Raw genomic sequence first — 25,644 nt, 5'->3', positions numbered from 1 at the left:
CCCAGCCTCCCCCTTGAAAAGTGGGAGGAGCAAAAAAGCAAAAACACGGCACGTCCGCTCCACCATGTCTGCTTTTTTCTGCTCTTTCTCTTATCTCGCCTCTGCCCTTTCTGCTCTTCCCGCTCTCCCAAGGTCCTAGGACCGCCCCTCGCTCTCCCCGCTCTCACTCTGAGAGTTTTTTCTCTTTTTATTCAAAGAGATAAATAATATATGATGCTGCTTCCATAAAATTAATCCAGAAACATGGACAAGCCGTATTTATGAAAAAAACCATTCTCAGTGCGCTGGTAGCAAGCGCTCTACTTTCAGGTTGTGGCAGCGACGACAATCAAACCGCAGACAGCGCCACTCCGTTAGATGTGCAAACCACCTTCTCGGCGCGATACATCCAGACCCTGCCGAGTAAAAAAGCAGAAGCATCGGCTTATGCCCTTGAGCAACAAGCCAGCACCCTCGCAGAACAAACCTCGCAGGTTCGCTACCTCGGCAAACTGGAAGTCACTAACGTAGCCTCCGGTGAAGAAAACGTGTTTGATTGGCCGGTAACACAAACGGTTGATGCAGAGGGCAATGTCACCACCACCTCACACCGTGCGCTCACCCTCAAACCCGGCACATATGATTTCGCCCTGCTATTAACCACCGAAGGCGCAAATCCAAAGCAATATCTCGCCAATGCGCTTGCGGTTGATGTGGTGGAAGGTGAACAGCCAGCGATTAAATTCATTGTCGAACCAAACCTTGGCGACACCATCACCGATTTTGATGACATTGCTTATGTGTCAAAGCTCGCGTTCCAATGGCAAGCAGAAGAACTTGCCGCATTGAATAAGCCGCAGTTTGGCCTTTCCGTGAATGGCAACGACGAGCAAGTCTTTGAAATCAACAAAGAGACTGGCCTTGCGGAAATCACCATGAACGTCGAGCCAGGCGAATACACCCTCTCGCTGCGTCTTTATGACGGTGATTTGATGGTGGGTAAGAACGAAGATGATACGACAGTAAACTTTGTTGAAGGCGAAGATGCGCAAACAGACATTATCCCGCTGCAAGCAGATGTGATTTTTGAAGTAGCAGAAATCAAAGACCGTGGCACGATTGCCTTCACGATCCCTGATGTCGTGATTGAAGAAGTGGGCGGCGTTGAAAACCTCACGCTGAAAGCCAGCATCACCGCACAGGGCATAGCACCGCAAGAACACGTGCTCGAGATCCTCGATGTGAACGGCACCCACATCGCAGAAGAGATGTTAGAGACTGGCGGCGCGAAAAACCTTGGCGTTCACCTAGAGTTCTACAACACCAATGCGTCACAAGACTTGGCAGACCTGACGCCTTTCACACGCTGTAATACCACAGTCACGGTAGAAGCTAACCAAACCCTCGGCTGCAAACTGGAGTTGAAGCGTGAAAGCATCATCACCAACCGTATCCTCGGCACGCTTCGCATCAATGCCGTTAACGAAAACTGGACGCCAGCAGAAGGCGCAGATGTATTCCTAAACGGCGAAAAAGTCGGTGTCACCGGTTCAGAGATCGGGGCAGGCACGTTCAAAACGCACCTAGTAGCGGGTGAGTATCAGGTTGAAATAAAACAGGGGATGAACGTCGCACGCGAAGACATTCGTTTACAACCGTTGGATGTGGAAAATGCACAACTCATACTCGGAAAAGATGCGAGCATTGGCACCGGGAATTTCATCAAAGTAGCAACGTATGACACAGACAATTGGAATTCGCGTGGTGACACAGGTGATATTGACGGTGATGGCCACATCGACCTAGTGGTTGCTACGCGCGATAAAACCGTAGATTTGTATTTCGGAGATGGAACGGGGAAATTCAAAGAAATAACAGAGTTGCCACTCCCTAAAGAGGCAGCAAGTGTCACTATTGGAGATTTTGATGGGGATGGTAAACAAGATCTCGTGGTAATGGGTCATCTAAGCCGCGAAGCCAATCCTGCCCATATGATTTATCACAATGAAGGGCTGCGCACTTTCACTCTCCATCAAACCATTAATGATGAAAAACAAGGCGCAAGCTCTACCCCAACCGCATTTTTATCAGATATGGACAAAGATGGCACGTTAGAACTTGTGGCTGCCATTGGTCGCTCAAATGTCGGCATCTACACGCAAGACACCCAACACCATTTCACGCTTAAATCAACGCACTATGTTTCAACAGACAGAGAGTTTGCTGTTGGTGATGTAAACAATGATGGTTACCCTGACATCATTACTCGTGAGGTATTGATCAACAACCAGCAAGGAGGATTTACGCCACTCTCATTGTCCCTTCACGATGCCGCCAATATAAAAACGCAACAGCTGACTGATTTTGACAATGACGGCGACCTCGATCTGCTGGTCACGACAAGTTGGGAAAACCTCACTTCTGTTTACCTGAACAATGGAATGGGTCAATTCACCTTCAGCTCACACATTTCAGCGTACGATACAAGCCGAGAGCTCCCAGCAATTGGTGATATTAATAACGATGGCCTTGCTGATGTTGTCATGAGTGTCGCTGTGCCGAATGAAGGCACAAACTCAAGCAGCTTGAAATTCAACAGTTACACGAACGACATCAATCTTACGTTCAACGAAAAGAATATCGACGGTGGAGGTGGTCAGGCATTGTTAGCCGATTTAGATAACGATGGGGATCTGGATTTAATCAGCATTGATTTTGATGTGACGGTTTATAAAAACGCGCCCACAAATTAAGTTGCTGATTTAAAAATAAAGGCTCAAGCGTTTGCTAGGGCCTTTCTCTCAATATCAATACATACCCATTTCAGCCGATTCACCTCAGGAATAAAAGAGAACAACAGATGAACATTACCCATATTGAGGATCACATCGTTCCTCAGCTTTTCACTACAGCCATTGAAGCCTATGAATTTGACCACCGCGCACATAAAAAAGGAAAAGCGAATAGCCAACTAGAAACCTTTGGTCTGCTTTGGGGCTATACAATACCAGCCAAAGGCGAGCAACCAGCAAGAGTCATCGCGACGATGGCAACGGTGGAAACCTCCGCCCTCAGACATCAGGACTGGGTTGAGCCACAGTTTAATTCCATCATTGCGAAAAAAGCATTTTTTGCTAAGTATTGGCCGAATATCGAATTGGTCGGTACATTCCACTCTCACCCATACCAAGACTTGTCAGAAGTGAACGATGTAAAAGGTTGGAGAGCATCAAAAGGTGATAACAGTGATGAGATATTCTGGCCTTACTTACACAGCATTATTGCGCCAGAACAACCGTTACTTTCGCACCTAGTAATAACAATTACCAAGCTAGAAAAGAAAGGCTGGGCCTACCCAGATAGGCTAAAAGGCCGAGAAGAACTGAAAGGGTATGTCCTGTCTGCAGAAAATCGTAAGTTGTGGCTTCGCACATATGCTTCAAAAATGGAGAATGATTGTGCAACCTTTAGTGATGATATGAACCTTGAAATACCATCACTACAAAATCGTTTTTGGTAAACAGCAGATTAACACGCATAAAAAAAGCGACGAGCCTCAACAGCGTCGTCGCTTTTCTTGCTATAGCTAGCCCCTACAAATCTCGCTTTTCATCCCTTAAGGCGTTCTTCGCCCCCTCCACTTTTCAAGGGGAAGAGCAGCGCGGCATGTCCGCTACTTGCTCTTATCTGCTCTTTCTCGTATCTCGCCCCTGCACTTTCTGCTCTTAACGCTCTTCCCAGGTCCTAGGTCCGCTCCTCGCTCTTCCTCGGTCCCGCTCTTAAACCACTTCCGTCAACGGCTCCTTCCCCAACCACTGGCGAATCTTCGCCGTGATGCGGAAAATGTGGCTAATCGTCGCGAAGTACAACGCAAACAAGGCAATGAAGCCAACAAACATCAGGGTTTCATTCACTTCATGCACTTCACCGAGAATACCAATCGCCGCGAAACTTGCTGCAAGAGAACAAATCACCACTAAGGTCATGCGAGATGAAAAGCCAATGCGCTGACAGATGTGGTGCAAGTGCTCGCGGTCTGGTTTAAACGGCGAATGCCCCTTGCGGATACGGCGCGTCATGATGGTTGCCATGTCCATGAGTGGCAGCGCAATAAACCACAATGCAGTGACAGGGCGAATGGTGTCTGAATGGTCTGCTTGTGACGCGCGGATCAAGAACCACACCACCGAGAAGCCAATCAACATGCTGCCCGCGTCGCCCATGAAGATTTTAAAGCGCTGCCCCAATGGAATGCCAAGGTTAAGCATGATGTAAGGCACCAATGCAGCAATCAGCATCACACAGTTGGCGGCCAACACATTCTGTCCGCCCCACCAAAACACAATCGCAAGCGCACCAAACGACACGGAAGCAAGGCCACCGAGCAAACCATCAATGCCATCTACCATGTTAAAGGCATTGATCGCACCGATAACAGCAATGATGGTCACCGCATAGCTCACCCAATTAGGCAAGAACAGCGGCACGTTACCCGCAATGCTGCCTAAACTTTCAAGGCTCAAATTCGCGGCGAAGATCATCGCCAGTGAAATGCCCGCTTGCACAAACAAACGCACTTTAAAGCTGATATCGAATTTGTCGTCCAACACGCCAATTACAATCAACACCGCCCCACAAAAGAGATACAACAAATCGTCGGGGGTTCTTTCGGTGTAAATCAGCGACGCAATCAGCACAGCTAAGTAAATAGAAACACCACCCACAAGCGGCACCGCACCTTTATGGTGTTTGCGCTCGTTAGGTTTATCAACAAGACCAATTTTTTTCGCCACCTTTCGCAGAACGAAAAGCAGCACAAAAGACAACAAAAACGTCGTTAAGATAGCCAATGACATAAGGATTTAATTTTTAGTTATGGAGTGTAGCCAAGCCTCGGAGGATGAGGGGTGGCGGAATTGGGAAATAGGGGTGGTTCGAGATACGAGATACGAGATACGAGATACGAGATACGAGATACGAGATACGAGATACGAGATACGAGAAAAAGCCTAGAGAGCAAAGATAAGAGCGCAAGATTTATTGCTCTTATCTAGAAACTCGAAACTGCTCTTTCTGCTTCTCCTGCTCTCTCGCTCTTTCTCGAAACTCGATTCTCGTTATCTCAAAATCTCCGATCAGCTACGCTGATAGAGATTTTCAAAACAATAATTCGTCGCTTCAATAAACCCTTCAACGCTGCCGCAGTCAAAACGCTTACCGTCAAACTTATACGCCAACACACAACCGCTCTTCGCTTGTTGTAGTAGCGCATCCGTGATCTGGATTTCCCCGCCTTTGCCTGGTGGGGTATTTTCAATAATGTCGAAAATATCTGGCGTTAAGATGTAACGGCCAATAATCGCAAGGTTACTTGGTGCTGTGCCCTGTTCTGGTTTTTCAACCATGTCAGTTACGCGCATCAGGTTATCCGTTAACGGCTCACCCGCAATCACACCATACTTATGGGTTTCATCGGCAGGCACTTCTTCCACCGCGACGATCGAACAACGGAATTGCTTATACAGCGCCGCCATTTGTGCCAACACGCCTTGCTCTTGGTTAATGCACAGGTCATCAGCCAACACAACCGCGAACGGTTCATCACCCACCAGTGCGCGACCGGTCAAAATGGCATGACCAAGGCCTTTCATTTCGTGCTGACGAATATAGGTGAAGGTCGCAGAATCGATCACGTTACGAATATCGTTCAGTAAAGCTTCTTTGGCAGTACCTGAAATTTGATGTTCCAATTCGTAGTTCTTATCGAAGTGATCCATCAAGGAATGTTTTCCACGGCCAGTGACAATACACATGTCCGTCATGCCCGCTTGAATCGCTTCATCAACGCCGTATTCAATCAAAGGCTTGTTAACGATAGGCATCATTTCTTTCGGCATGGATTTAGTTGCGGGTAAAAAGCGTGTCCCATAGCCAGCTGCGGGGAATAGACATTTTTTTATCATGATTATATTTTTAATTAGAAGTGAGTTTCGAGTTTCGAGTTTCGAGTTTCGAGTTTCGAGTTTCGAGTTTCGAGTTTCGAGTTTCGAGTTTCGAGTTTCGAGTTTCGAAAAGATGGTGTTTAATTGAATAGCAGGCTCAAGCTCTTTTCGCTTTTCTCGCGACTCGAAACTGCTCTTTCTCGTATCTAGATGCTTTTAATCACTTCCAAAAAGATCGCGCGTATAAACCTTCTCAGAGACATCCGCTAGTTCTTCAGCCATGCGGTTTGAAACGATGACATCAGATTTGGATTTGAACGCATCTAGGTCTGTCATTACTTCAGAGTGGAAGAACTCTTTTTCTTGAAGTACTGGCTCATACACAACCACTTCAATGCCTTTGGCTTTGAGGCGCTTCATAATGCCTTGAATAGAAGACGCGCGGAAGTTATCAGACCCTGACTTCATGATCAGACGGTAAATACCCACAGTACGCGGATTCTTCTTAAGAATAGATTCAGCAACAAAATCTTTACGAGTGGTGTTCGCATCCACAATCGCACTGATCAGGCAATTCGGCACATCTTGATAGTTGGCACGCAGTTGTTTCGTGTCTTTCGGCAAACAATAACCACCGTAACCAAATGACGGGTTGTTGTAGTGATTACCAATGCGAGGATCTAGGCCAACACCTTCAATGATCTGACGCGCATCAAGGCCATGAGATTCAGCGTAGGAATCTAATTCATTGAAGTAAGCCACACGCATTGCAAGGTAAGTGTTTGAGAACAACTTAACCGCTTCTGCTTCTGTTGAATCAGTAAACAGCACGTCGATATCTTCTTTCACTGCGCCTTCAACGAGAAGGTTAGCGAAGACTTCAGCGCGTTCGCTGCACTCACCCACAATAATCCGAGAAGGGTGAAGATTATCGTAAAGCGCTTTACCTTCACGAAGAAACTCAGGCGAGAAGATAATATTATCACAACCAAATTCTTCTTTAATACGCTGGGTATAACCGACAGGTACAGTAGATTTAATGACCATCACTGCATTTGGGTTAATCGCCATAACATCTTTAATCACAGCTTCTACAGAAGAGGTATTAAAGTAGTTATTCTTTACGTCATAATCCGTTGGCGTTGCGATAACGACAAACTCGGCGTCTTTATATGCCTCTCCTTTATCCAGCGTCGCAATAAAGTTTAGATCTTTGTTTTTTAGGAAATCTATAATTTCCGTATCAACGATAGGAGAAATATGGTCATTCAATAATTGAACTTTTTCTTGGACGATATCAACAGCTATAACTTCATGGTTTTGCGCCAATAGCATAGCGTTGGAAAGGCCAACATAGCCTGTTCCAGCAATAGCAATTTTCATATTTTTCTCGGAAGATTAAGAAAAGTGAATAGTCTGAATATTTTGTAGGGCTTGGTTCACAATATGTTGAGCACCTATCTCGGAGTTAGATTCAGCATAACAACGCAACTCAGGGGCATTGCCAGAAGCCCTAAAGTGAATGATATCGCCATTCACGAGAGTAATGCGCAAGCCATCTGTTTGATCGACAAATTCAACCTGAGCTGATTCAAAACCCAATGCATTCAGAAATGATGACGGCTCATCTCGAGCGCTGGCTAAAATTGCAACACTCTTCTCTGTAGCAAAGTTCTGAATACGATCGCTATGTGTAAAGCGTTTAGGTAACTGATCAACCAATGCAGAAATTGCGATGTCTTTGGATGCGGAAAGAAGCATTAACGCAGGTAAGACTGCATCTCGCGTTGGTAGCGCCTTAATGATTTGGCCACCAAATGACACGTCAGACCCTAAAAGAAATCCACCATTCGCCTCAAAGCCCGCTACGCTTTTGCTGCGCTTAGCAAGCTCTTCAAACTCGGCAATCACATAGGGAGAACCAATTTTTGTTCGAGATATCTGTGGGAATACAATAGATAGCTCGACAGCGGTATTACAACTTACGGGCAACGCTAAGGCGTCTATTCCTAACTCTTTTGCACACAGTAAGCCAAGAACATCTCCTCTCAACCAATTGCCCTTTTCATCAGAGACTAATGGTCTGTCACCATCACCATCTGTGGAGAAGATGAAATCAAGGTCATGCTCTTGGGACCAAGCAATTGCTTTTAGTTTATCCGTCTCAGAAACAGCTTCCGTGTCGATAGGCACAAACTCATCGCTTCGCTCAAGCGCAATAACTTCTGCCCCTAAACTCTCGAAAAGTTGTCCGTATAAATCACGGCCAGCGCTTGAATGTTCGTAAATGCCAATACGACGATCTTTTAGACACTGCTTATCCAATAGAGAAGCATTTCGTTCAAGGTAAACCTCAGAAGCTTTCGAGTTGATGACCAACTCTTTTTCAATTGCTGAAAGTGAAAATTCGACATTCGCGTTCAAAATAGCTTGTTCGTCGTCCTTGGTAATTTCGCCATCTGGGCGATAGAACTTTAGGCCATTACGGTCAAACGGGATATGACTGCCTGTAACCATGATACAAGGCATCTCATCTTGCATGGCAACATAAGCCAAGGCAGGCGTAGGAACAACGCCGTAATAGATAGGTGTTAACCCCATCTGCTTTACCGCACTGACTATAGCTTTCGCCATGCCAGGGCTGCTTGGGCGATTATCAATAGCGATAGCGACCGAATCGAACTCAAACTGGCTACGGATAGAACAAATAAATGCATGGGTAAAAGCCGCACATGCTTCCGGAGTGAATTGCTCTACCAAACCTCGGGCACCGCTTGTGCCGAACTGTATATTTGCTGCGGCAATCTCTTGACTACTGTTTAACATCCCAGATATCTCCGCTCTCATTGAGCTAATGACGCTTTCTTCTTCATTAGCTTGCCTTTGACCAAGTCGAAAAGGAAAATTGGAGTAGACACAAAGTTTCTTCTCCAAAGTCGTTTAGGTTCTGCAATTAGCCGACCAAGCCATTCAAGGTTTAGGCTAATCCATATTTTATTAGGTCTTTTGACCGTTCCAGCAAAGAAATCAAAAACCGCGCCTATGCCCGATATCATCTTTGTGTCAACACAGCCACTAATTTTCTTAATTAGCTTTTCTTGTTTAGGTGCAGTTAAACCTACAAAAACCACATCAGGAGAAAATTCATTTATAGCCTGGGAGAACTTAGTAATATCTTCAGCACTAAACTCAGGTTTAAATGGTGGCGACAATGTCTTCACCTTTACATTGGAATATTCTTTTATAACCCTTTCTTCAATAGCTTTTAATACAGCTTCACTTGAACCGAGGAAGAATACCTTTCCTGACTTGCCATTGATAACTGACATGGTTTCTTCAAACAAATCGAAGCCTGCAATTTTTTTCACTTCTTTTCCATGAAGAAAATTAGCAGCAATTGATATACCCGCACCATCTGGTATTAGCTCATCAGATTCAATTAGAGCATCACGGAAAGTAGAATCAGTTTTTGTCTCTACATATGAGTGTGGGTTTATGGTATTAACAATGGTAATTCTAGAATTAGAGAGGGCTTTTCTTACTATTTCATTTACACTTTCTGTAGAAACGTCAAAACCAAGTATATTAATTTTTTTCAATTTTACATTCCTCATAATCTTCTAACCTTACAACATCATCTTCTTCCAAATAACCACCAGATCTAACCTCAATTAATCGAAGTGGTATTAGCCCTGGATTTTCTAACTGATGAGGAGTCCCTAGCGGAATATATGTAGATTGGTTTTCACTAAGTATAAAAGAACGATCACCCACTCTAACCTTTGCGGTACCTGAAACAACTATCCAATGTTCTGAGCGATGATAGTGCATTTGCAATGCGGTTTTTTCGCCAGGTTTAACATATATTTCTTTCACATGATAACGTTCTCCGTCGGCTATCGCGTCATGTGTTCCCCAGGGTCGATATACCTCTCTATGTTGCAAATGCTCATACCTACCAGCCTCGGCTAACTTGTTGACAATACTCTTAACGTCTTGAACACTATCTTTATTCGCAACGAGTACTGCATCTTTAGTTTCCACTACGACTAAGTTATCAATACCAACAGTTGCTACTAATTTGTTCTGAGAGTAAATGTAACTATTTGTCGTTCCCTCAGTGAGTACATCACCTCTTTGAACATTTCCCAGTAAATCCTTGTCACTGACATCCCATAAAGATGACCAAGAACCAACGTCACTCCATTTTGCATTCATAGGAACAACAGCGGCATCCTGCGTTTTCTCCATTACTGCATAATCAATAGAATCACTAGGACAAGAGGAAAAGATATCTGGAGAGATACGGAAGAAATCTAAATCCTTTTCACACTCGCTTATGGCCTTAGAGCACACCTTTAGTATTTCTGGGGAGTGTTTTTCTAATTCAGAAATATATTTCGACGCCTTAAAAAGAAACATCCCACTGTTCCAGTAATAATTCCCTGACTCGCAATAGTATCTAGCCGTTTCTAATTCAGGCTTTTCTACAAAAGTATCTACGGAGTATGTATCACAACAGATCTCTCCTCCGCGACGAATATAACCATATCCAGTTTCAGGATGCGAAGGGATGATACCGAAAGTGACTAACTTTCCATTTTCCGCGCTAGGCAATGCAGTATTTATGGCTGAAATAAAAGTATTCTCATCCTGAATCACATGGTCAGCGGCCAAAACAAGTAATATTGGGTCCTCACCCATTTCAACCGCTTTCAAAGCAGATAATGCAATTGCCGGTGCTGTATTCTTACCCATTGGCTCGAGAATAATACCACCACTGTATACACCGGCTTTCCTTAGCTGCTCAGCGACAATAAATCGGTGTTCTTCATTACAAATAAATAAAGGTTCTTTGTGCTCAATATCGGCGAGCCTACTCACTGTTTCCTGAAGCATCGTAGTATTTTTTGCCAAAGATAAGAATTGTTTCGGATAAAGTGTTCGCGACAAAGGCCATAAACGACTGCCTGAGCCACCTGCCATAATGACGGGTAACAACATATGTTTACCTTTTATTATTTGTATAAGTCTGAGAAATAGGCTTTAGTATTTTGATGCACTTGATTGCCATTTAACAACTCTTCGACACTCCACCACTTATAACTATTATGTTGTTCTTGTGGTAGTTCTGATAAATCGAGGTCAATCACGAGTTGATATCCAAGTACAACATAGTGTGTTGAAAAAGTCGTGCCAGAGAAATTATCTTGATATAAATGTTGGAACGAACCAATAAATTCAGCTTGGCCGATATCAAGCTTTTCACCAAGCTCAATTTTAGTCAAACGCTGGAATGCATTATTGAATGTTTCGTCTTTGCAAATACGCCCACCAGGTACAAACCAATAACCTTGAGCTGGTCGATTGGTTCGGTAACCAAGCAAGACCTGATTGGCGCTGTTACGCACAATCAGATCAATCGAAACTAATGGGGTAGATGCAACGACCGTTTTGAATGTCTCAATATCTAACCGTTGCGTCATAGTTTTTTAATGATTAATTACGGAAGGAGTTTTGATTCTCTAAAAACCATTGGTACGTTTTCGCCAAACCGCTCTCTAAATCGATTGTATACTTCCAACCCAAATCGGCCAACCGTGATACGTCCATCAGTTTACGAGGCGTTCCATCAGGTTTCGTCGCATCAAAAGAAATGCGTCCTTTGAAACCAACAACTTTCGCCATAGTTTCAGCCATTTCACGAATCGTACAGTCGACACCCGTACCCACGTTGATGTGCGAGAGCATAGGTTGAGTGCACGATTGATATGTGTAGTCAGGCAGTTCCATAACGTGGATGCTGGCCGCCGCCATATCGTCCACATATAAAAACTCGCGCATTGGTGTACCCGTTCCCCAAACAGCGACTTCTGAGTCATTGTTGAGCCTAGCTTCGTGAAAACGTCGCATTAATGCTGGAATAACATGAGAGTTGTCTGGGTGGAAATTATCATTCATTCCATATAAATTGGTCGGCATCACACTTCGGTAGTTTCGCCCGTACTGACGATTATATGACTCACAAAGCTTAATGCCGGCAATCTTTGCCACGGCATAAGGCTCATTAGTGGATTCAAGTACACCGGTCAACAATGAGGATTCTGTCATTGGTTGTTCAGCCAACTTTGGATAGATACAAGAAGAACCCAAAAACAGCAAATTTTGAACGCCATGACGATGGGCAGAATGAACAATATTGCATTCCATCATCAGATTTTCATAAATGAACTCTGCTGGGAAGGTGTTGTTAGCGTATATCCCTCCCACCTTGGCGGCCGCCAAATAGACTTCATCGATCTTTTGCTCTGCAAAAAAATTATCGACAGCTTTTTGATCTAGAAGATCAAGTTCACTTTTTGATCGAACAATCAGTTCTACATCATCCCTTGAAGCAAGTTGGCGGACGATTGCAGAACCAACCATCCCTTTATGGCCAGCTACAAATACTCTTTTCATAATCAGTACCAACCTCTTAACTTTCTAGAGAAATTGATACATCAAAACCATGCTCTTTTAGCAATACATGTTGCTTAGCTTTGTTGATGTCGGCAGCGACCATCTCAGCACACATTTCTTCTACGGTGATTTCTGGTACCCAACCGAGTTTCTCTTTCGCTTTTGATGGATCGCCCAAAAGCGTCTCGACTTCAGCAGGTCGGAAGAACTTAGGGCTAACACTGACAATCACATCACCGACTGATACCGCAGGAGCCAGACTGCTATCAACCGCTACCACAGTGGCAATTTCTTCTACACCTTCACCAGAAAACTCTAGTGTGATACCGGCTTCTTTAGCGGACATGCGAACAAATTCACGCACTGAAATTTGCTTACCTGTTGCAATAACAAAGTCGTCAGCCACATCCTGCTGAAGCATCATCCATTGCATTCGCACGTAGTCTTTTGCATGGCCCCAATCACGCAATGCATCCATGTTGCCAAGGTGCAAGCATGTTTCAAGGCCTTGAGAAATGTTCGCTATCGCTCGGGTAATCTTACGGGTGACAAACGTCTCTCCACGGCGTGGCGACTCATGATTAAACAGAATACCGTTACACGCATACATACCGTAAGATTCGCGATAGTTTACAGTAATCCAGTATGCGTACATTTTCGCGACAGCGTAGGGAGAACGAGGATAAAAAGGAGTCGTTTCACGCTGGGGGATCTCACGAACTTCACCGTAAAGCTCAGAAGTGGACGCCTGGTAAAAGCGTGTATTCTTTTCCAAACCATTAATTCGGATTGCTTCTAATAGGCGAATAGTACCCATAGCATCAACGTCAGCCGCATACTCTGGCGACTCGAACGAAACGGCAACATGTGACATTGCGCCTAAGTTATAGATCTCATCAGGTTGGATTTCTTTTACTAAGCGGATGAGGTTCGAGCTATCTGTCAAATCTCCATAATGCAACTTAATAAGGGAAGTGTTATTACACACATGATCGATGCGGTCTGTGTTATAAGATGAAGCTCTACGGATTAACCCGTGCACTTCATATCCTTTTTCCAAAAGGAATTCAGCCAAATATGAACCGTCTTGACCTGTTATACCTGTAATCAATGCTACTTTGCTTGACATAACTTTACCTTAGAATTTCTTTACAATTATCTTTGAATAGTTTGTTAGTAAATGAAGATTTATATTTTTTCTTGCAATCCTTAGAAAAATAATGGCGTCCCTTCAACAAAATACACTCCAATGCCTCGCCGAAGTCTTCAAATGGAACGCATCTACCAGTTTTTTCATCAAGAATATCAACAATACCACCAACGGGCGTTGCCAGAACAGGTAGACCACATGAAAATGCTTCCAAAATGGTAAGGGGTTGCGCCTCGGAGTAACTAGGTAGCAATAACACATCTGACATATGAAAAAGAGTAGCCTTCTTTTCTCCATCTACGCGCCCTAATAACTCTATATTGTTCAATTCCAACCTTTCTATTTCTTCCAAAAAATCCATTTTCTCACTTTCATCACCAAACTCACCGGCTATTTTGAAAACAACATTTTCACCTCTAAATTCATTTGCCAATTCCAAAACTCTAAAAGCTCCTTTTGACCTCAACAAATGTCCAATATATAAAGCGGTAAGAACCTCGCTAGAAGTGGGTGAAGTACAATGGTGAATTTCATTTACTGCATTATTCAAATAGTAAATCTTCTTGGGTCTAAAACCCTTTGAATAATCCAGCTTCAAACTAGTCGACAAGAGTATAACTTCGAACCTTCTCGTTAAAAAGTTCCAAAGCGCATTAAGAGTTCGGTTTTGCCCTAGAATCAATGGCCTCATGTGAATGTGACATAAAATTCTTGACTTTGTAAAAAGAGAATATAAGTAGAATATAATTAGCAAAACTAGGTCTCTATAAAAAGCCACTCCATTCAAACTAGGTGTTAGATATACCAATGAAGGTCGCTTTTTTAAAAGCGAAGTGAATATATCTTTAATCAAGCGTAAAAGAAAAAAAACGACTGTAGTTTTAGATGAATTACCTATCTCGGCGATATTAGTAGAGACATTAACCTTAAAGACAGAAACATCATAAATTTCTTGCATAATTGAAAGAACTTTATCACCAACGATCGCAGCACCGTGGTATGGAGGTGGTATATGGCCTAGAAAAAAAGCCCTTCTAGATTCTACTCTCACTTTAATCCCAGTTTAAATAATATTTTGTAGAAATTGCTATGAAAATAGTTGACTTGTTTTAAAGTCTTTGTGTCTATTTTTGGCTCAGGCATAAGGTGAAAATTTCCGCTATTACTCATATCAAGGTTAGTTGGAAAAGGGTTACGTCCCGTACAGTGGGTGGCATCATCGCCAAAGCCTGCGTTAATAACTTTTGATTGGATAGGATACACAACTAACCAATTGGACCGTATGTGATGTATCGTCCACATAATAGCCCAACTGTTAATTCGTCCTTCAAGCTGGTTTTTGTACATTCGAAAAACATCTTGACCTGCTTTTCTCGACTTATACCACATTCTTAGTGCATCAAGTTTAGTTGTGGGCTTGTAATCCCAATCACATTTCTCCCATCTGTCTTTCCAAGTTCCCCATCCCCATGAGCAAGGTCTTGGGTGAAAATGCACGCTTTCAACTTGGTTAGACTGAACTCTTGTACTAAAGCCAGAGATTGAACCGATGAGTTTATTTTCTCTATAATAATCTAGTGACTGATTCATATATAAAAGAAAGTTCTCTGACAACTTGAGATCATCCTCTAGTACAATCAATTTTTCATTATCTCTAAACGCTTCGCTTATTCCACTTTTAAGAGATGAAGCTAACCCCATATTTTTTTCTCTAAAATTAACAGAAAAGCTATTAAAACAGCCGTCAAATTTTTGGATTACCTCACTTTTTACTTGGGCAATGCACATTTCATCCCGTTTATTTCTCGGGCCATCGATGAATAATATGACATTGGTTTCATCTGACAATCTACATTGCTTAAGACTATTTAAAAGATCTTCCAATGGCTTAACTCTGTTAAAGCCAAAAACGACGACATCAGCGTGCATTAAAACTCCATATATCTATTTATAAGATCCATAACTGTACTATCAAAAAGAATAGAAAATGGATCTAATCCATAGTCCCAAGGGGTTGAGTGAAACCTTGCTATGAACACCAATATCGATAATATTAGTATTATGTAAACTAATAGAGGTTTAACCATCCCCCTGTTTGAGATAATCAGTGACAAACTAAGAATCACAAATGGTCTGAGTAAGTCTGCGAGAAAATAGAAACGAAAAAAAAGCAGAGATATATCCCTTGAAACTAAAAGACAACATAGTAACAATACTGAAAAGCAATAAATGTTGAAGACCCGATTTTCAATGTGTTTATTTTTAAACTTAAATAAGACCAAAAAACAAAACAATGAAAGATCAAAAATAACCAATGACAGAGGTATACTCCCGTCATCAATCATAAAAGCAATCTCCATATAAGGCTTGAGATAGGACGAAGCCGAGCCCAATATATATGCGATCAACAACAATGCAATTGTATACTTTATCCAGTGTCTGCTTGACAATAAGTGTTTTGCAAAAGGAAAAGTAAGTATAAATAGGAACATTGAGTTGTGCAGAAAAACTGAAGATAAAGCTAGCATAACGCCTAACTTTCTACGACTATCTAGGTAGGAAAGTCCAAGCAATAAGAATGAAGCTGCGAAATACTGCCTTACTAAGTGACCAACAAGAGAGAATGTGATCGAAAAAAGAAGCATTGCCATAATTAAGTACAGCAATTCTTTTTTCTTTACAGTAAATATATTGCAGAGCGCGAGAGAAACATTAAAGTATATTATATATGTTGATAAAAATGAGAACAACCAACCGGAGTTATCCACCAAGGAAATAAACCATATATAATAATTAAATAAGAATTCAGTACTGCGAAGTGAAACATATTTAAACGTCAAAACCTCAAAGAAATTTTTGTCAGCTATAACACTTATAGCCTCAACATATACTAACAAGTCAGACTCGGGCAACTTCATTGCATTAATAGCTGCGAAGTATACAGGCACGACCATGCAGAATGTTACTTTTAACAAACTTTCATTTAGGCGTAAAAATGGAATAACTAATGGTATTGTCAAAAAAACTAATAGAGGAAAATTTACAGTAAAGACCAAAAAAGTTACGACTAATAAAAACTCTTTTATAAGGTTACTCTTTACGTTTAAAACATTAATATTAACCAAATCTTAAATACCTAGCTCTTTCTTAAACTGAGACGCCTCTAGCAACGTCTATAGGACCCAATACTTACCCATTTTCATGTCCAAATCTCGGCCAGGATTTTTGGAGTACCCTCCCGCTGGAGTGAAGGTTAATTCTCCAAAATACAAATTGCCCTCGGAAACATACCAATCAATCCTAACATAGCTGAAATGCTCACAGAGTTTCTTATTTAATTCTATCGCTTGCATTAAAACATCAGTCTCTAATTGACTAAGACTTGAATCTACTGTTCCTATTTTTCGAATACAATTGTCCAAAGAGTTGTCAAAATATCTAATTGAGAGGTTTGAACTCCTTCCGGATACGACTTGAAGAACCCATTTTATCTCTCCATTCAACTGTTTAAAGCAATGAAACTTATAGTCCTCAGGCAACACGCCATTTTTAGCTATCGACTTTTCGGCATAAACCTTTGGTGTAACTTTCCCATAATGCCATTCATTGGCCAACTTGCTGTAATCTGTGTCTAGCCAATCTGAAATCAACACACCCAGTTGTTCAATTTCATCATCATTTATTTCTATGTCATCATATACTTTTACCATTCCCGCTGAATGGTTCGCTTTAATCACTAAACCAGACTTACCTTTTAGTTCAGTCAATTTTTCCACAGTCAACTCTTCATAGAGTAGAGGTATTAGGTATTTATCACCAATCCTGTCTTTTATATAATTCCTTACTGCTAGTTTGTCTGCGCATAGGACATAGATATGATTTTTATCAAAGTGTTTTCTTTGAATTATCTTTTCATTATAAAGTATCGGATTCTTTACATTTGGAATTCGACCGAAAACTTTAAAATAAACCAGCTTATCCCACGTTAGTGGCGTGATATATCCCCTAACTAATTTAATTATTTTATTTTTCATTTTTTTTATTCTGAGATGATAGTGCAAAATAATAAGACTCGTTCATTCTTAAATGACTCTTGAGTAACTCTTTATCCAGGATTTCTCTACCCAACAATTTAGATATGACTCTCCGGAGGGTTGTGTAAAGCCCGCCATCATATAACCACTTTGACTTAGAATAACGGGACCATTTATTTAGAAGAGGTGTAATGTCGCTGTGCATCTTATCCTCCAGTAGCGAACAACTATTATATAGATGTTCGGATAGCTCTTTCAGTTTAAATGACTTTGGTTCCTTTACTCTAGAAACAATCCCATCCGACAATGAATGATAAATTATATCAATAGTGTAATCCAGCTTTGATTTAAAGTTAATCACTATAGAATATGATTCATTATCTCTATACTTTTCACCTTTATCAAAATAAAAGTTACCTAGACTATAAATTATATTAGATTCTTCGTAACTCTCGATCCCTTGAGGCACATGAGGATGACTGCCAATTACGAAATCAGCTCCTAAGTCGCACATGTTTCTATATACCTCTCTCCAGTAAGATTGCGGCGTTGTATAACCTTCTAGTCCTGCATGAACCATTATCAAAACAAAGTCAGACTTACTCTTCGCAACATTGATAATTTTAGGAAGGTTTGGAGAACTTACCCAAGCATAACCAAACTTTTCTTTTCTAACATTATCGAGTGCTCCATGATGATTTTCTGCAACATTAACAATTGCGATGGTTATATTATTCTTTTGGACGTACTTTACAGAATATGCCTCTTCTAAATTCAATCCTGCTCCGCAGTATTCCATTCCTACTCGTTTAATTTCATCCATAGTTTTTTTAAGACCAATCTCACCAAAATCGAGCATATGATTATTAGCAAGTAGGCATAAATCAAAACCATGCGATTTGAGTATCGATGGAGTCACTTCCAATTGAGCTATATTCGGACCAATCTTTTTTACTTTCTTACCCTTCGATTTGATTGGAGCTTCAAAATTACATATTGCATAGTCACACGACTTAATTACTGCTTCCACCTCAGAAGTACAGATTTTATTATTTGATTTCAGATTGACCACATCACCGCAAACGAATATCTTCATTAGTAACTCCTTCTCGCATCGGCCTCAAAACACCATCTACTTAACTTAAAGTACACCGACAAAATCAGGTAGATGTTTAGAATAGCTCCAGATAGTGCATAGGAAAAAATGAGCGTTTCAGGCTCATTGTTCAGCCATATGGCTCCGACCATACAGGTAGGCCTTATTACTAATGATACTACCGTGAACTTCAGAGCATATTTTTGCATCCCCATGATCTGAAGAGTCTGATTAGATGGAGAGTTAGTAAATGCGAAGTACAGCCATATAGATAGCAGAGCAGCGTACTCTCCTGAAATAAACCAGTCTTCTCCTAGCACAAATGAAAATATATCACCTCCTAAGAAAAATACTATTGAGAATATAGGAATACCTAAGATTGCTAAAGAGGAGATAGATAAAGTAAAAAGTCGCTTCATCTCATTCCTATCTGTTAAGGCTGCCTTCGCCATACGCGGAAAGAAAACATCGCCAACAGATTTACCTATGAGAGTTGAAGGTGCTGAAAGTATACCTCGAGCCATGGCATAGAAACCAACCACTTCCGCCGTAAAGTAATAACCAAGAATAAAAATTGGTATACTCTGATTAAGACAACTCAAAAGTACCTGCGGTGCTTGGTATCGAACAAAATCAAAATTTCGCAGAAAAGAAAACTTTAATTTGTTTAGTGTAAGGCGATTTATTTTAAGAGATAAAAGTTTTGAATTTGATGTGATTAATATCAGTGCGCAATACAGAAAAGGATAGATGCTACTTGTAATCACCAAAACTAACGCTGTTGGATGAACAAAACCTCCAAAAACTTTTAGCAAAATCATTATTAAGGTAGCAACAATATTTGCTTTAGCTAGAATTTTAAATTGGTCTCTTCTACCGAACCATTTTTCTAGTGATTGTTGCATCCCGCTAAAAAGAACAAATGCGACCATTAATGTGATATACCAATAGTCATTCTCATATTCTATGATTTCAACGCCCAGATTTATAACTAAAACTAGAAGGACCAGTAGCGTCGAAGAAAGGGTTAATGTTGTTACAAACGATGTATTCATGTGCAATTTTGCTATTTTTTCTTCCTTCGGAAGCAAAATTGCACTAGCCAAACAAAGACATGCTATTGGTGCTATAACTGATGTATAGGCAGTAAACTCTCCTAGTAGGCCAAAGTCATAAGGGGAATAAAGCCTTGATAAAATAGGTAGGCTCGCAATAATTAGAACTTGCGAAATAGCAGTCCCTCCCATAAGGGCTAGAATTTTGGCTATGAAGGGATTTTTAATTTTCATATGTTTGCATTTTCTTTAATTTTTTATTCGTTTTAAATTTGTAGTTTCTTGGTTTGATGAGGCCTTGTTGATCAAATCGTTAAGCTAACGAATTGGCTTTGTTGATCAAATAAGTTATCTAACGCACTGATCTAATGAGTATTAACCGTATTACACAACTCGGTAACTGACAGGCATACCTAGTTTTATGACTTTGTTCATCGCTTTCACGTTTGCCAGTGCTTCGCCGAACACCTTCAAGCCTGTTGCATCAATAACGACATGCGCAATAGGTCCACGACTCGGTAACCGATATTGAACCTCAACGGTCTTTGCCCGTTTGCTGATGCACCTGTATGACGGCGATTTCAGCGGCACGTCCATCAGGACAAATATCGAGTCGAGAAAGCCTTGAAGGGCGCGTAAAGGGAGCTTGAAAATGCCTTTAATCATCAGCGCCGTTTCAATGGCACCATCTGTGAATGTAAAGCCTCTTCCTCGTTTCCCATGATGCTCTTTGCAATGCCAACTCTGGATAGCGGCTTCATCAACCCAAAAGGTGACCGAACCTCTATTAATCAATGCTTGATTGTATTGCTTCCAGTTGCTGATTTTGTACTTGGCTTTGCTCATCATCGTCACTCGTTTGCAGACTCTGATGATCTGATCGCGGCTCTGATGATTAGTTCAATGATCCAGGAAACAATGCCTTACCTAACCTTAAGTTTTAAATTTTGAACGCAAAAATCCGAAGCGAATAAATGATATTTTTCACTTTAAGCACTCAGATTTTTGTTTGGTGATGAGACAGAAGCGTTCAGAAACGAGACGTAGTAGAAAGCGCTCTTTGTCGCTTTAATTTACTGAAATTATTATATTTATCTTTAATTTTGCCAACAGGCTTGACTGTTGGCGAGAACTAAGGGCGTCTATTTCACGCCCTTTTCTATTATTTGTAGCTGTAGTTGTAATACCCGTAGCTACCACCGCCGTAAGCATTGCTCGCTTTACGCTCAACGGCATTCAAAATAAAGCCTTTCACTTCAATGCCCGCTTTGGCAAAGCGTTCGTTCGCGACTTCAATTTCTTTCACTGGGTTTTTACCAAAACGGCCAACCATTAAGGTTGTGCCTGCGTGTGCACCAATGATTGATGGGTCGGTCACTGCAAGTACAGGTGGTGTGTCAATGATCACCATGTCGTAGTTCGCTTGTGCCCATTCTATGAATGCGGTGAAGCGCGGGTGCATTAACAGTTCAGCCGGGTTTGGTGGAATCTTACCGCGGGTGATCACATCTAAGTTTTCAACGCCACTTGGTTTAATGATGTCGGCTTGTTCCACTTGGCCTGATAAGTAATCTGAAAGGCCTTTGTCCCAGTTAACACCAAAGTGACGCTGCATGTAGCCTTTGCGCATGTCGGCATCTACTACCAACACTTTTTGGCCAGCTTTAGCGATAACCGCTGCCAAGTTGGCTGAAACGAAGGATTTACCAATGCTTGGGCTTGGGCCAGAAATCATCAGAATGTTGTTTTTCGCTTCCATCATGGCGAAGTGCAAACTGGTGCGCAGACTGCGCAGTGCTTCAATCGAAAGGTCTGCAGGGTTGGCTTCGGCCAACAGTGCTTCTTTCGCGGGCATGCCGCGTCTTTTCTTGGCGGCTTTTTCGATTTGAATTTGCAAATCAGACAGCGGCAAACTTGCATACACAGGCAGGCCAATCGCTTCAATATCGTCTGGGTTTTCTACGCCGCGATTGAATGCTGCTTTCAGTAGTGCAATGGCCACACCCAACATGCCGCCCAGCAATGTTGCCAATACTGCGATCAATGGTTTTTTCGGTTTCACGGCGCGTGAATACGAAGCCGCTTCATCAAGAATACGTACGTTACCTACAGTGCTCGCTTTTACAATGCGCAGCTCTTGCACTTTGTTTAGCAGTTGCACGTAGATTTGTTGGTTCACTTCTACATCACGCATTAAGCGCAGCACTTCACGCTGCGTTTTTGGCAGCTTTTGCGTTTGCTTGGTAATGCGTTCTCTTTCTTTAAGCAGTGTGTCTCTTTTATCCAGAAGCGCGGTGTACACTGGGTGTTCTTTGGTAAAGCGCTGACTGACTTCGCTTTCCTTGAACGTCAGCTCGTTAAGCTGTGCTTCCAGTTTTACCATCACGTCTAACGTAGCTTTTGCTTCTAAGCCAAGGTCAACAGATTCGTTCTTTTGGCGGAATGCGTTCAGTTGGTCTTCTGCAATGGTTAGTTTGTCTTTAATGCCTGGCAGGTTTTGGTTTAGAAACGCGAGGCTTTGTTCTGCTTCGGCGGCATTGCGTTCAACGTTCTGCAAGAAATAGTTGGTCGCAATGTCGTTAAGCAGATCTTCAATTAGCGCACGGTTTTCACCCTCGAATGAAAGCTGCAACACACCACTTTGTTTGCCACGCTCACTCACACCCAGATTTTGTTGTAGCCATTGAATCGCGTCTAAGCGGTTACGCTTTGCCAGTGAAAAACTGTCGCCTTGCTCTGCTTGCAGGTCACGCACCATCAGGTTGAAACCGTTTGATTGCACGTTCTCGCCCACGTTACCTTTCAGCAACTCACGACCGTCTTGGTTTTCAAGCAGGTATTCGGTGCCCGCTTCGTTGGTGACGGTTAGCGTGTAAGCATCGCCCATTGAATATTCAGGAACATCAAAACGTGCAATGTCGATGACAGGTTGTTCACCCGTAATACGCGCAAGGCCTTTGCCAATGAACGGGAAGTAGTTCGGCGCAGTGACTGTTGTCAGGTTGAATTTGTCGACCGTCTTGCCCAGCACCATACGAGATTTAATGATTTCAATCTCTGTGGTAGAAGAAGACTCACTCGCGAACAGCTCACCCATCTCCCCCAACGCTGGCATACCGCTGCTTTTTTGTTCTACTTGGATTAGTGCATCGGCTTTATATACCGGTGTTGCTAACAATGCATACGCGACACCCAACACCGCAAATACTGCCGTAATTGAGATGATCATCCATCGCGCGTCGATCAAAATACCAAACAGTTTCCCAAGATCGATTTCGTCCGAGTCTGTCGTTCGGGATTGAGGAGAGTGAGTTACAGTCATAAAAAATATTTTCTCAAAAGGATAGAGAGCAGGGAGAGCACGAAGAGCAGAGAGAGCAGGAGGAGCAGGGAGAGCACGAAGAGCAGGAAGAGCAGGAAGAGCAGGAAGAGCAGGAAGAGCAGGAAGAGCAGATCACTATCTCGACTCCCTTATTTCTTGTCTCTTGTCTCTTGTCTCTTGTCTCTTGTCTTCTACTCGACACTCGTACCTTTTATCTCTTGTCTCTTATCTTCTATCTCAACACTCTTATTTTTAAATCTTCTTCGCCCAAGCGTTTGCGGCTTCTTCTATTAGCATCCATGCGTGATCGAATGCTTCTCGGCTTTGTCTGTGTGGATCTGGGATGTCTTTTTGTCCGATCCATTGTCCGAATAACATGGTTTTGCCACGCGCTTCGGGGGCGATGCTGCAAAGGGCGTCGATATGGCCTTTTTCCATTACGAGGATCAGGTCATATTGCGATGCCAACTCAGCGGTAAGCTGTTTTGCAGCATGGCCTTCTAGGCTGATTCCGTGTTCGGCGGCCAGTGTGGTCGCGGTGGCGTCAGCAGGTTTGCCTGTTAAGCGGCTTTTTTCTACTGCGATGCCCGCGGAATCGATGTGCTTGTTGGGCAGCAGGTGTTTCAGTAAATATTCGCCTGTCGGTGAACGGCAGATGTTGCCGACGCAGACGACGAGGATTCGGTTAAACATTGGTTTTCTATCCGTTCATTTTCAGTCGCTTCATTAATCTTCTGAGGAGTAATGAACTAACGTGGACTAGATTTGAGTCTCGAGTCTCGAGTTTCGAGAAAGAGCGAACCATCAACCAGTGACTTCATAAGGGGCTTCATCTTCACCCAGTTTTTGGGATTGGAAACGAATCAATCCACCGAGCATGTTGATGATATCCTCTGATTCAGAAATCAATTCGTTGGCGACTTGCTCACTCAAATAATTGAGGTCTCTGGCTAACATCAGTTGTGTCGCCATTTCTCCGCAAGAGCCCTTAGCGATAAACAGAAAGTGGATGAACTCTTTTCGCCCCTTTCGTTCGGCACCTTCCGCGATATTCGAGGGAACAGACACTGCACACCGTTGAATTTGGTTCTTTAGCGAGTAATCTTTACAAGGCTTAACCGCTTTGTAGACCGCCAATGTGAGCTGGTAGCTTCTCTGCCAAACCTCAAGCTGCTTAAAGCGCATATTCCCTCTTCAAATCTTTGAGGTCGATTTAAGTATCAGAAGAAATGCTCTTCATCTGCTTTTTCTCAAACCTGCCCTTTCTGCTCTCTCTCAACACTCGGCTCTTAAGCCCTTCGGGCTTATGGCCACGTCCTAACGCGGAGCACGCCTTCCGTCAACTCGTTAAAGCCTGTGATGGTCGGCAGTAGCTGACGGATCACGCGGTTCCAGCGGGTGATTGGGGCGGCGGTGACGTAGACGATGTCGTAAGGTTGTAGTTCGAATTCGGTGCCAAGAACAAGGGCGGAGGCATCTTTAATGTCTAGCTGGTAGATGCTTGCAATCTTCTGTACTTGCTCCCCAGCTTCGCTTTGCTCTTTCTGCTCCTTCTGTTCTTTCTGCCCTTCCAGCTCTTTCTGCTCTTTCTGCTCGACTCGCTTCTCACCGCGGATAACGAATACGCCGGTTGCGTCGGCTTCAAGTTCGTTGATGCCGCCGACGGAGCTAAGCGCTTCCGTTAGGCTCATGCCTGCACGGTCGATTTTCAGCAGTTTTGGTTCGTTCACTTCGCCCATTACAAACACTTTTTGACCATCGTTACGCGGTACGTGAACAATGTCGCCAGGTTGTAGCAAACGGTTTTGGGTTAAATCACCGCGCTGCATCAGTGCGTAAAGCGAGATGCTTTGTTCTTCGCCGTTGCGGGTCAGGCTGACGTTGCGCCAATCGGCGTTTTCGCTCAGGCCACCCGCGCGGTTCACTGCATCAAGTAGGGTCAGCGGAATGTTGGTGATCGGCTGCTGACCAGGCTTTTCAACTTCGCCCGTGATATAGGTTTTTTGCGAACGGAATGCGGCGATGTTGACGTCAACTTGAGGCGTTTCAATAAAGCGAGCAAGTCGTTTTGCTACATCGTCACGAATTTCTGTAACGGTTTTCCCTTCCACTTTTACGGTACCGATGTACGGGTAAAAAATGGTGCCGTCGGCGTGAACCCAGTTACCTGATTCACTCGAGCTACGGTAAGAGCCGGCAGGAATGGTTAATTCTGGGTGATCCCAAATGGTGACATTCAAAATATCGCCAGGACCGACGCGGTACTCATAACGCGCAATGCGTTGCTCCAACTCTGGGTTCGCTTGTGCGCGAACGTATGCAGACGCTGAACGAAAAGAGGCCACATTTGACGGTGTCAGTTCGAACACACTCACTTGTTGATCCAATGTGGTTTGTTCTTCCTTGTCAGATGACGTGTCTTTGCTGCCACTGACAGATAAATGGCTGCCCGGCATGGCACAACCCGCAAGCGAGGTGGTGAGCAAAATGCTCAGCGCTAGTTTTTTCTTAAATTCCATTCTGTGGCTTCTTTTCAAATGGGGGGGTGAGCAGGAAGAACAGGAAGAGCAGGGAGAGCAGGAAGAGCAGGAGGAGCAGGAGGAGCGG

Annotated in this window: 21 protein-coding genes and 1 pseudogene; 2 read left to right on the top strand and 20 right to left on the bottom strand. The window is 42.9% G+C overall.

Annotation, left to right across the window (positions count from 1 at the left end):
• Positions 1–260 precede the first annotated feature (260 nt).
• Together EQP46_RS08850 and EQP46_RS08845 are read left to right on the top strand one after the other, a co-directional pair.
• The gene (locus tag EQP46_RS08850) at positions 261–2,732 is read left to right on the top strand and encodes an FG-GAP repeat domain-containing protein (protein ID WP_129493295.1); all 2,472 of its coding nucleotides are present in this window, start codon (positions 261–263) and stop codon (positions 2,730–2,732) included.
• Between the two features lie 107 nt (positions 2,733–2,839).
• On the top strand, positions 2,840–3,499 hold the full coding sequence (locus tag EQP46_RS08845) for a hypothetical protein (RefSeq protein WP_129493294.1): 660 nt from the start codon (positions 2,840–2,842) through the stop codon (positions 3,497–3,499).
• Between the two features lie 259 nt (positions 3,500–3,758).
• Here EQP46_RS08845 and wecA read toward each other — a convergent pair whose 3' ends face one another.
• The 20 genes and pseudogenes from wecA to EQP46_RS08745 form a co-directional block, all read right to left on the bottom strand.
• The gene (gene wecA, locus EQP46_RS08840) at positions 3,759–4,835 is read right to left on the bottom strand and encodes a UDP-N-acetylglucosamine--undecaprenyl-phosphate N-acetylglucosaminephosphotransferase (RefSeq protein WP_129493293.1); all 1,077 of its coding nucleotides are present in this window, start codon (positions 4,833–4,835) and stop codon (positions 3,759–3,761) included.
• A gap of 279 nt (positions 4,836–5,114) precedes the next feature.
• On the bottom strand, positions 5,115–5,942 hold the full coding sequence (gene galU, locus EQP46_RS08835; RefSeq protein WP_129493292.1) for a UTP--glucose-1-phosphate uridylyltransferase GalU: 828 nt from the start codon (positions 5,940–5,942) through the stop codon (positions 5,115–5,117).
• Positions 5,943–6,137: 195 nt separating this feature from the next.
• Positions 6,138–7,304, bottom strand: coding sequence for a nucleotide sugar dehydrogenase (locus tag EQP46_RS08830; RefSeq protein WP_129493291.1), 1,167 nt, complete (start codon positions 7,302–7,304; stop codon positions 6,138–6,140).
• Positions 7,305–7,319: 15 nt separating this feature from the next.
• Positions 7,320–8,747 carry a phosphomannomutase gene (locus tag EQP46_RS08825; protein ID WP_129493413.1) on the bottom strand — a complete coding sequence of 476 codons (1,428 nt, stop codon included), beginning with the start codon at positions 8,745–8,747 and terminating at the stop codon, positions 7,320–7,322.
• Between the two features lie 17 nt (positions 8,748–8,764).
• Positions 8,765–9,520 carry a WecB/TagA/CpsF family glycosyltransferase gene (locus tag EQP46_RS08820; protein ID WP_240671688.1) on the bottom strand — a complete coding sequence of 252 codons (756 nt, stop codon included), beginning with the start codon at positions 9,518–9,520 and terminating at the stop codon, positions 8,765–8,767.
• Entirely contained in the window at positions 9,507–10,925 is a 1,419-nt protein-coding gene (locus EQP46_RS08815; RefSeq protein WP_129493289.1) for a mannose-1-phosphate guanylyltransferase/mannose-6-phosphate isomerase, read from the bottom strand. Before EQP46_RS08815 ends, EQP46_RS08820 begins: the two co-directional genes overlap by 14 nt.
• Before the next feature lie 14 nt (positions 10,926–10,939).
• Entirely contained in the window at positions 10,940–11,407 is a 468-nt protein-coding gene (locus tag EQP46_RS08810; protein WP_129493288.1) for a GDP-mannose mannosyl hydrolase, read from the bottom strand.
• Between the two features lie 13 nt (positions 11,408–11,420).
• Positions 11,421–12,380: a GDP-L-fucose synthase gene (gene fcl / locus EQP46_RS08805; protein WP_129493287.1), complete on the bottom strand. Its 960-nt coding sequence runs from the start codon at positions 12,378–12,380 to the stop codon at positions 11,421–11,423.
• A 16-nt stretch (positions 12,381–12,396) separates the two neighbouring features.
• The gene (gene gmd / locus EQP46_RS08800) at positions 12,397–13,509 is read right to left on the bottom strand and encodes a GDP-mannose 4,6-dehydratase (RefSeq protein WP_129493286.1); all 1,113 of its coding nucleotides are present in this window, start codon (positions 13,507–13,509) and stop codon (positions 12,397–12,399) included.
• A 4-nt stretch (positions 13,510–13,513) separates the two neighbouring features.
• Complete coding sequence (locus EQP46_RS24080) at positions 13,514–14,080, bottom strand: glycosyltransferase family 4 protein (RefSeq protein ID WP_161972845.1); 567 nt, start codon at positions 14,078–14,080, stop codon at positions 13,514–13,516.
• Between the two features lie 497 nt (positions 14,081–14,577).
• Entirely contained in the window at positions 14,578–15,459 is an 882-nt protein-coding gene (locus EQP46_RS08790; protein ID WP_129493284.1) for a glycosyltransferase family protein, read from the bottom strand.
• Complete coding sequence (locus tag EQP46_RS24610) at positions 15,459–16,484, bottom strand: EpsG family protein (protein WP_420841371.1); 1,026 nt, start codon at positions 16,482–16,484, stop codon at positions 15,459–15,461. Before EQP46_RS24610 ends, EQP46_RS08790 begins: the two co-directional genes overlap by 1 nt.
• 219 nt (positions 16,485–16,703) lie before the next feature.
• Positions 16,704–17,564, bottom strand: a complete 861-nt coding sequence (locus EQP46_RS08780) for an ATP-grasp fold amidoligase family protein (RefSeq protein ID WP_129493282.1) — start codon at positions 17,562–17,564, stop codon at positions 16,704–16,706.
• Positions 17,554–18,660, bottom strand: coding sequence for a CapA family protein (locus EQP46_RS08775; RefSeq protein ID WP_129493281.1), 1,107 nt, complete (start codon positions 18,658–18,660; stop codon positions 17,554–17,556). The genes EQP46_RS08780 and EQP46_RS08775 overlap by 11 nt, the downstream gene beginning before the upstream one ends.
• On the bottom strand, positions 18,660–19,949 hold the full coding sequence (locus EQP46_RS08770) for a lipopolysaccharide biosynthesis protein (RefSeq protein WP_129493280.1): 1,290 nt from the start codon (positions 19,947–19,949) through the stop codon (positions 18,660–18,662). Before EQP46_RS08770 ends, EQP46_RS08775 begins: the two co-directional genes overlap by 1 nt.
• 222 nt (positions 19,950–20,171) lie before the next feature.
• A pseudogene (locus EQP46_RS08765) lies at positions 20,172–20,561 on the bottom strand (transposase); the annotation flags it as partial.
• 316 nt (positions 20,562–20,877) lie between these two features.
• Complete coding sequence (locus tag EQP46_RS08760) at positions 20,878–23,037, bottom strand: polysaccharide biosynthesis tyrosine autokinase (protein ID WP_129493279.1); 2,160 nt, start codon at positions 23,035–23,037, stop codon at positions 20,878–20,880.
• Between the two features lie 252 nt (positions 23,038–23,289).
• Positions 23,290–23,730 (bottom strand): arsenate reductase/protein-tyrosine-phosphatase family protein, encoded by a 441-nt coding sequence (locus tag EQP46_RS08755; RefSeq protein ID WP_129493278.1) that lies wholly within the window; start codon positions 23,728–23,730, stop codon positions 23,290–23,292.
• Between the two features lie 111 nt (positions 23,731–23,841).
• Entirely contained in the window at positions 23,842–24,222 is a 381-nt protein-coding gene (locus EQP46_RS08750) for a four helix bundle protein (RefSeq protein WP_129493277.1), read from the bottom strand.
• Positions 24,223–24,341: 119 nt separating this feature from the next.
• Positions 24,342–25,493 carry a polysaccharide export protein gene (locus tag EQP46_RS08745; protein ID WP_476729639.1) on the bottom strand — a complete coding sequence of 384 codons (1,152 nt, stop codon included), beginning with the start codon at positions 25,491–25,493 and terminating at the stop codon, positions 24,342–24,344.
• Between the last annotated feature and the right edge of the window lie 151 nt (positions 25,494–25,644).

The sequence above is a fragment of the Enterovibrio baiacu genome (assembly GCF_004120195.1).
GTDB classification, from domain to species: domain Bacteria; phylum Pseudomonadota; class Gammaproteobacteria; order Enterobacterales; family Vibrionaceae; genus Enterovibrio; species Enterovibrio baiacui.
The sequence above is the reverse complement of the archived record's forward strand: the minus strand, read 5'-3'. Positions and strand labels throughout refer to the sequence as shown.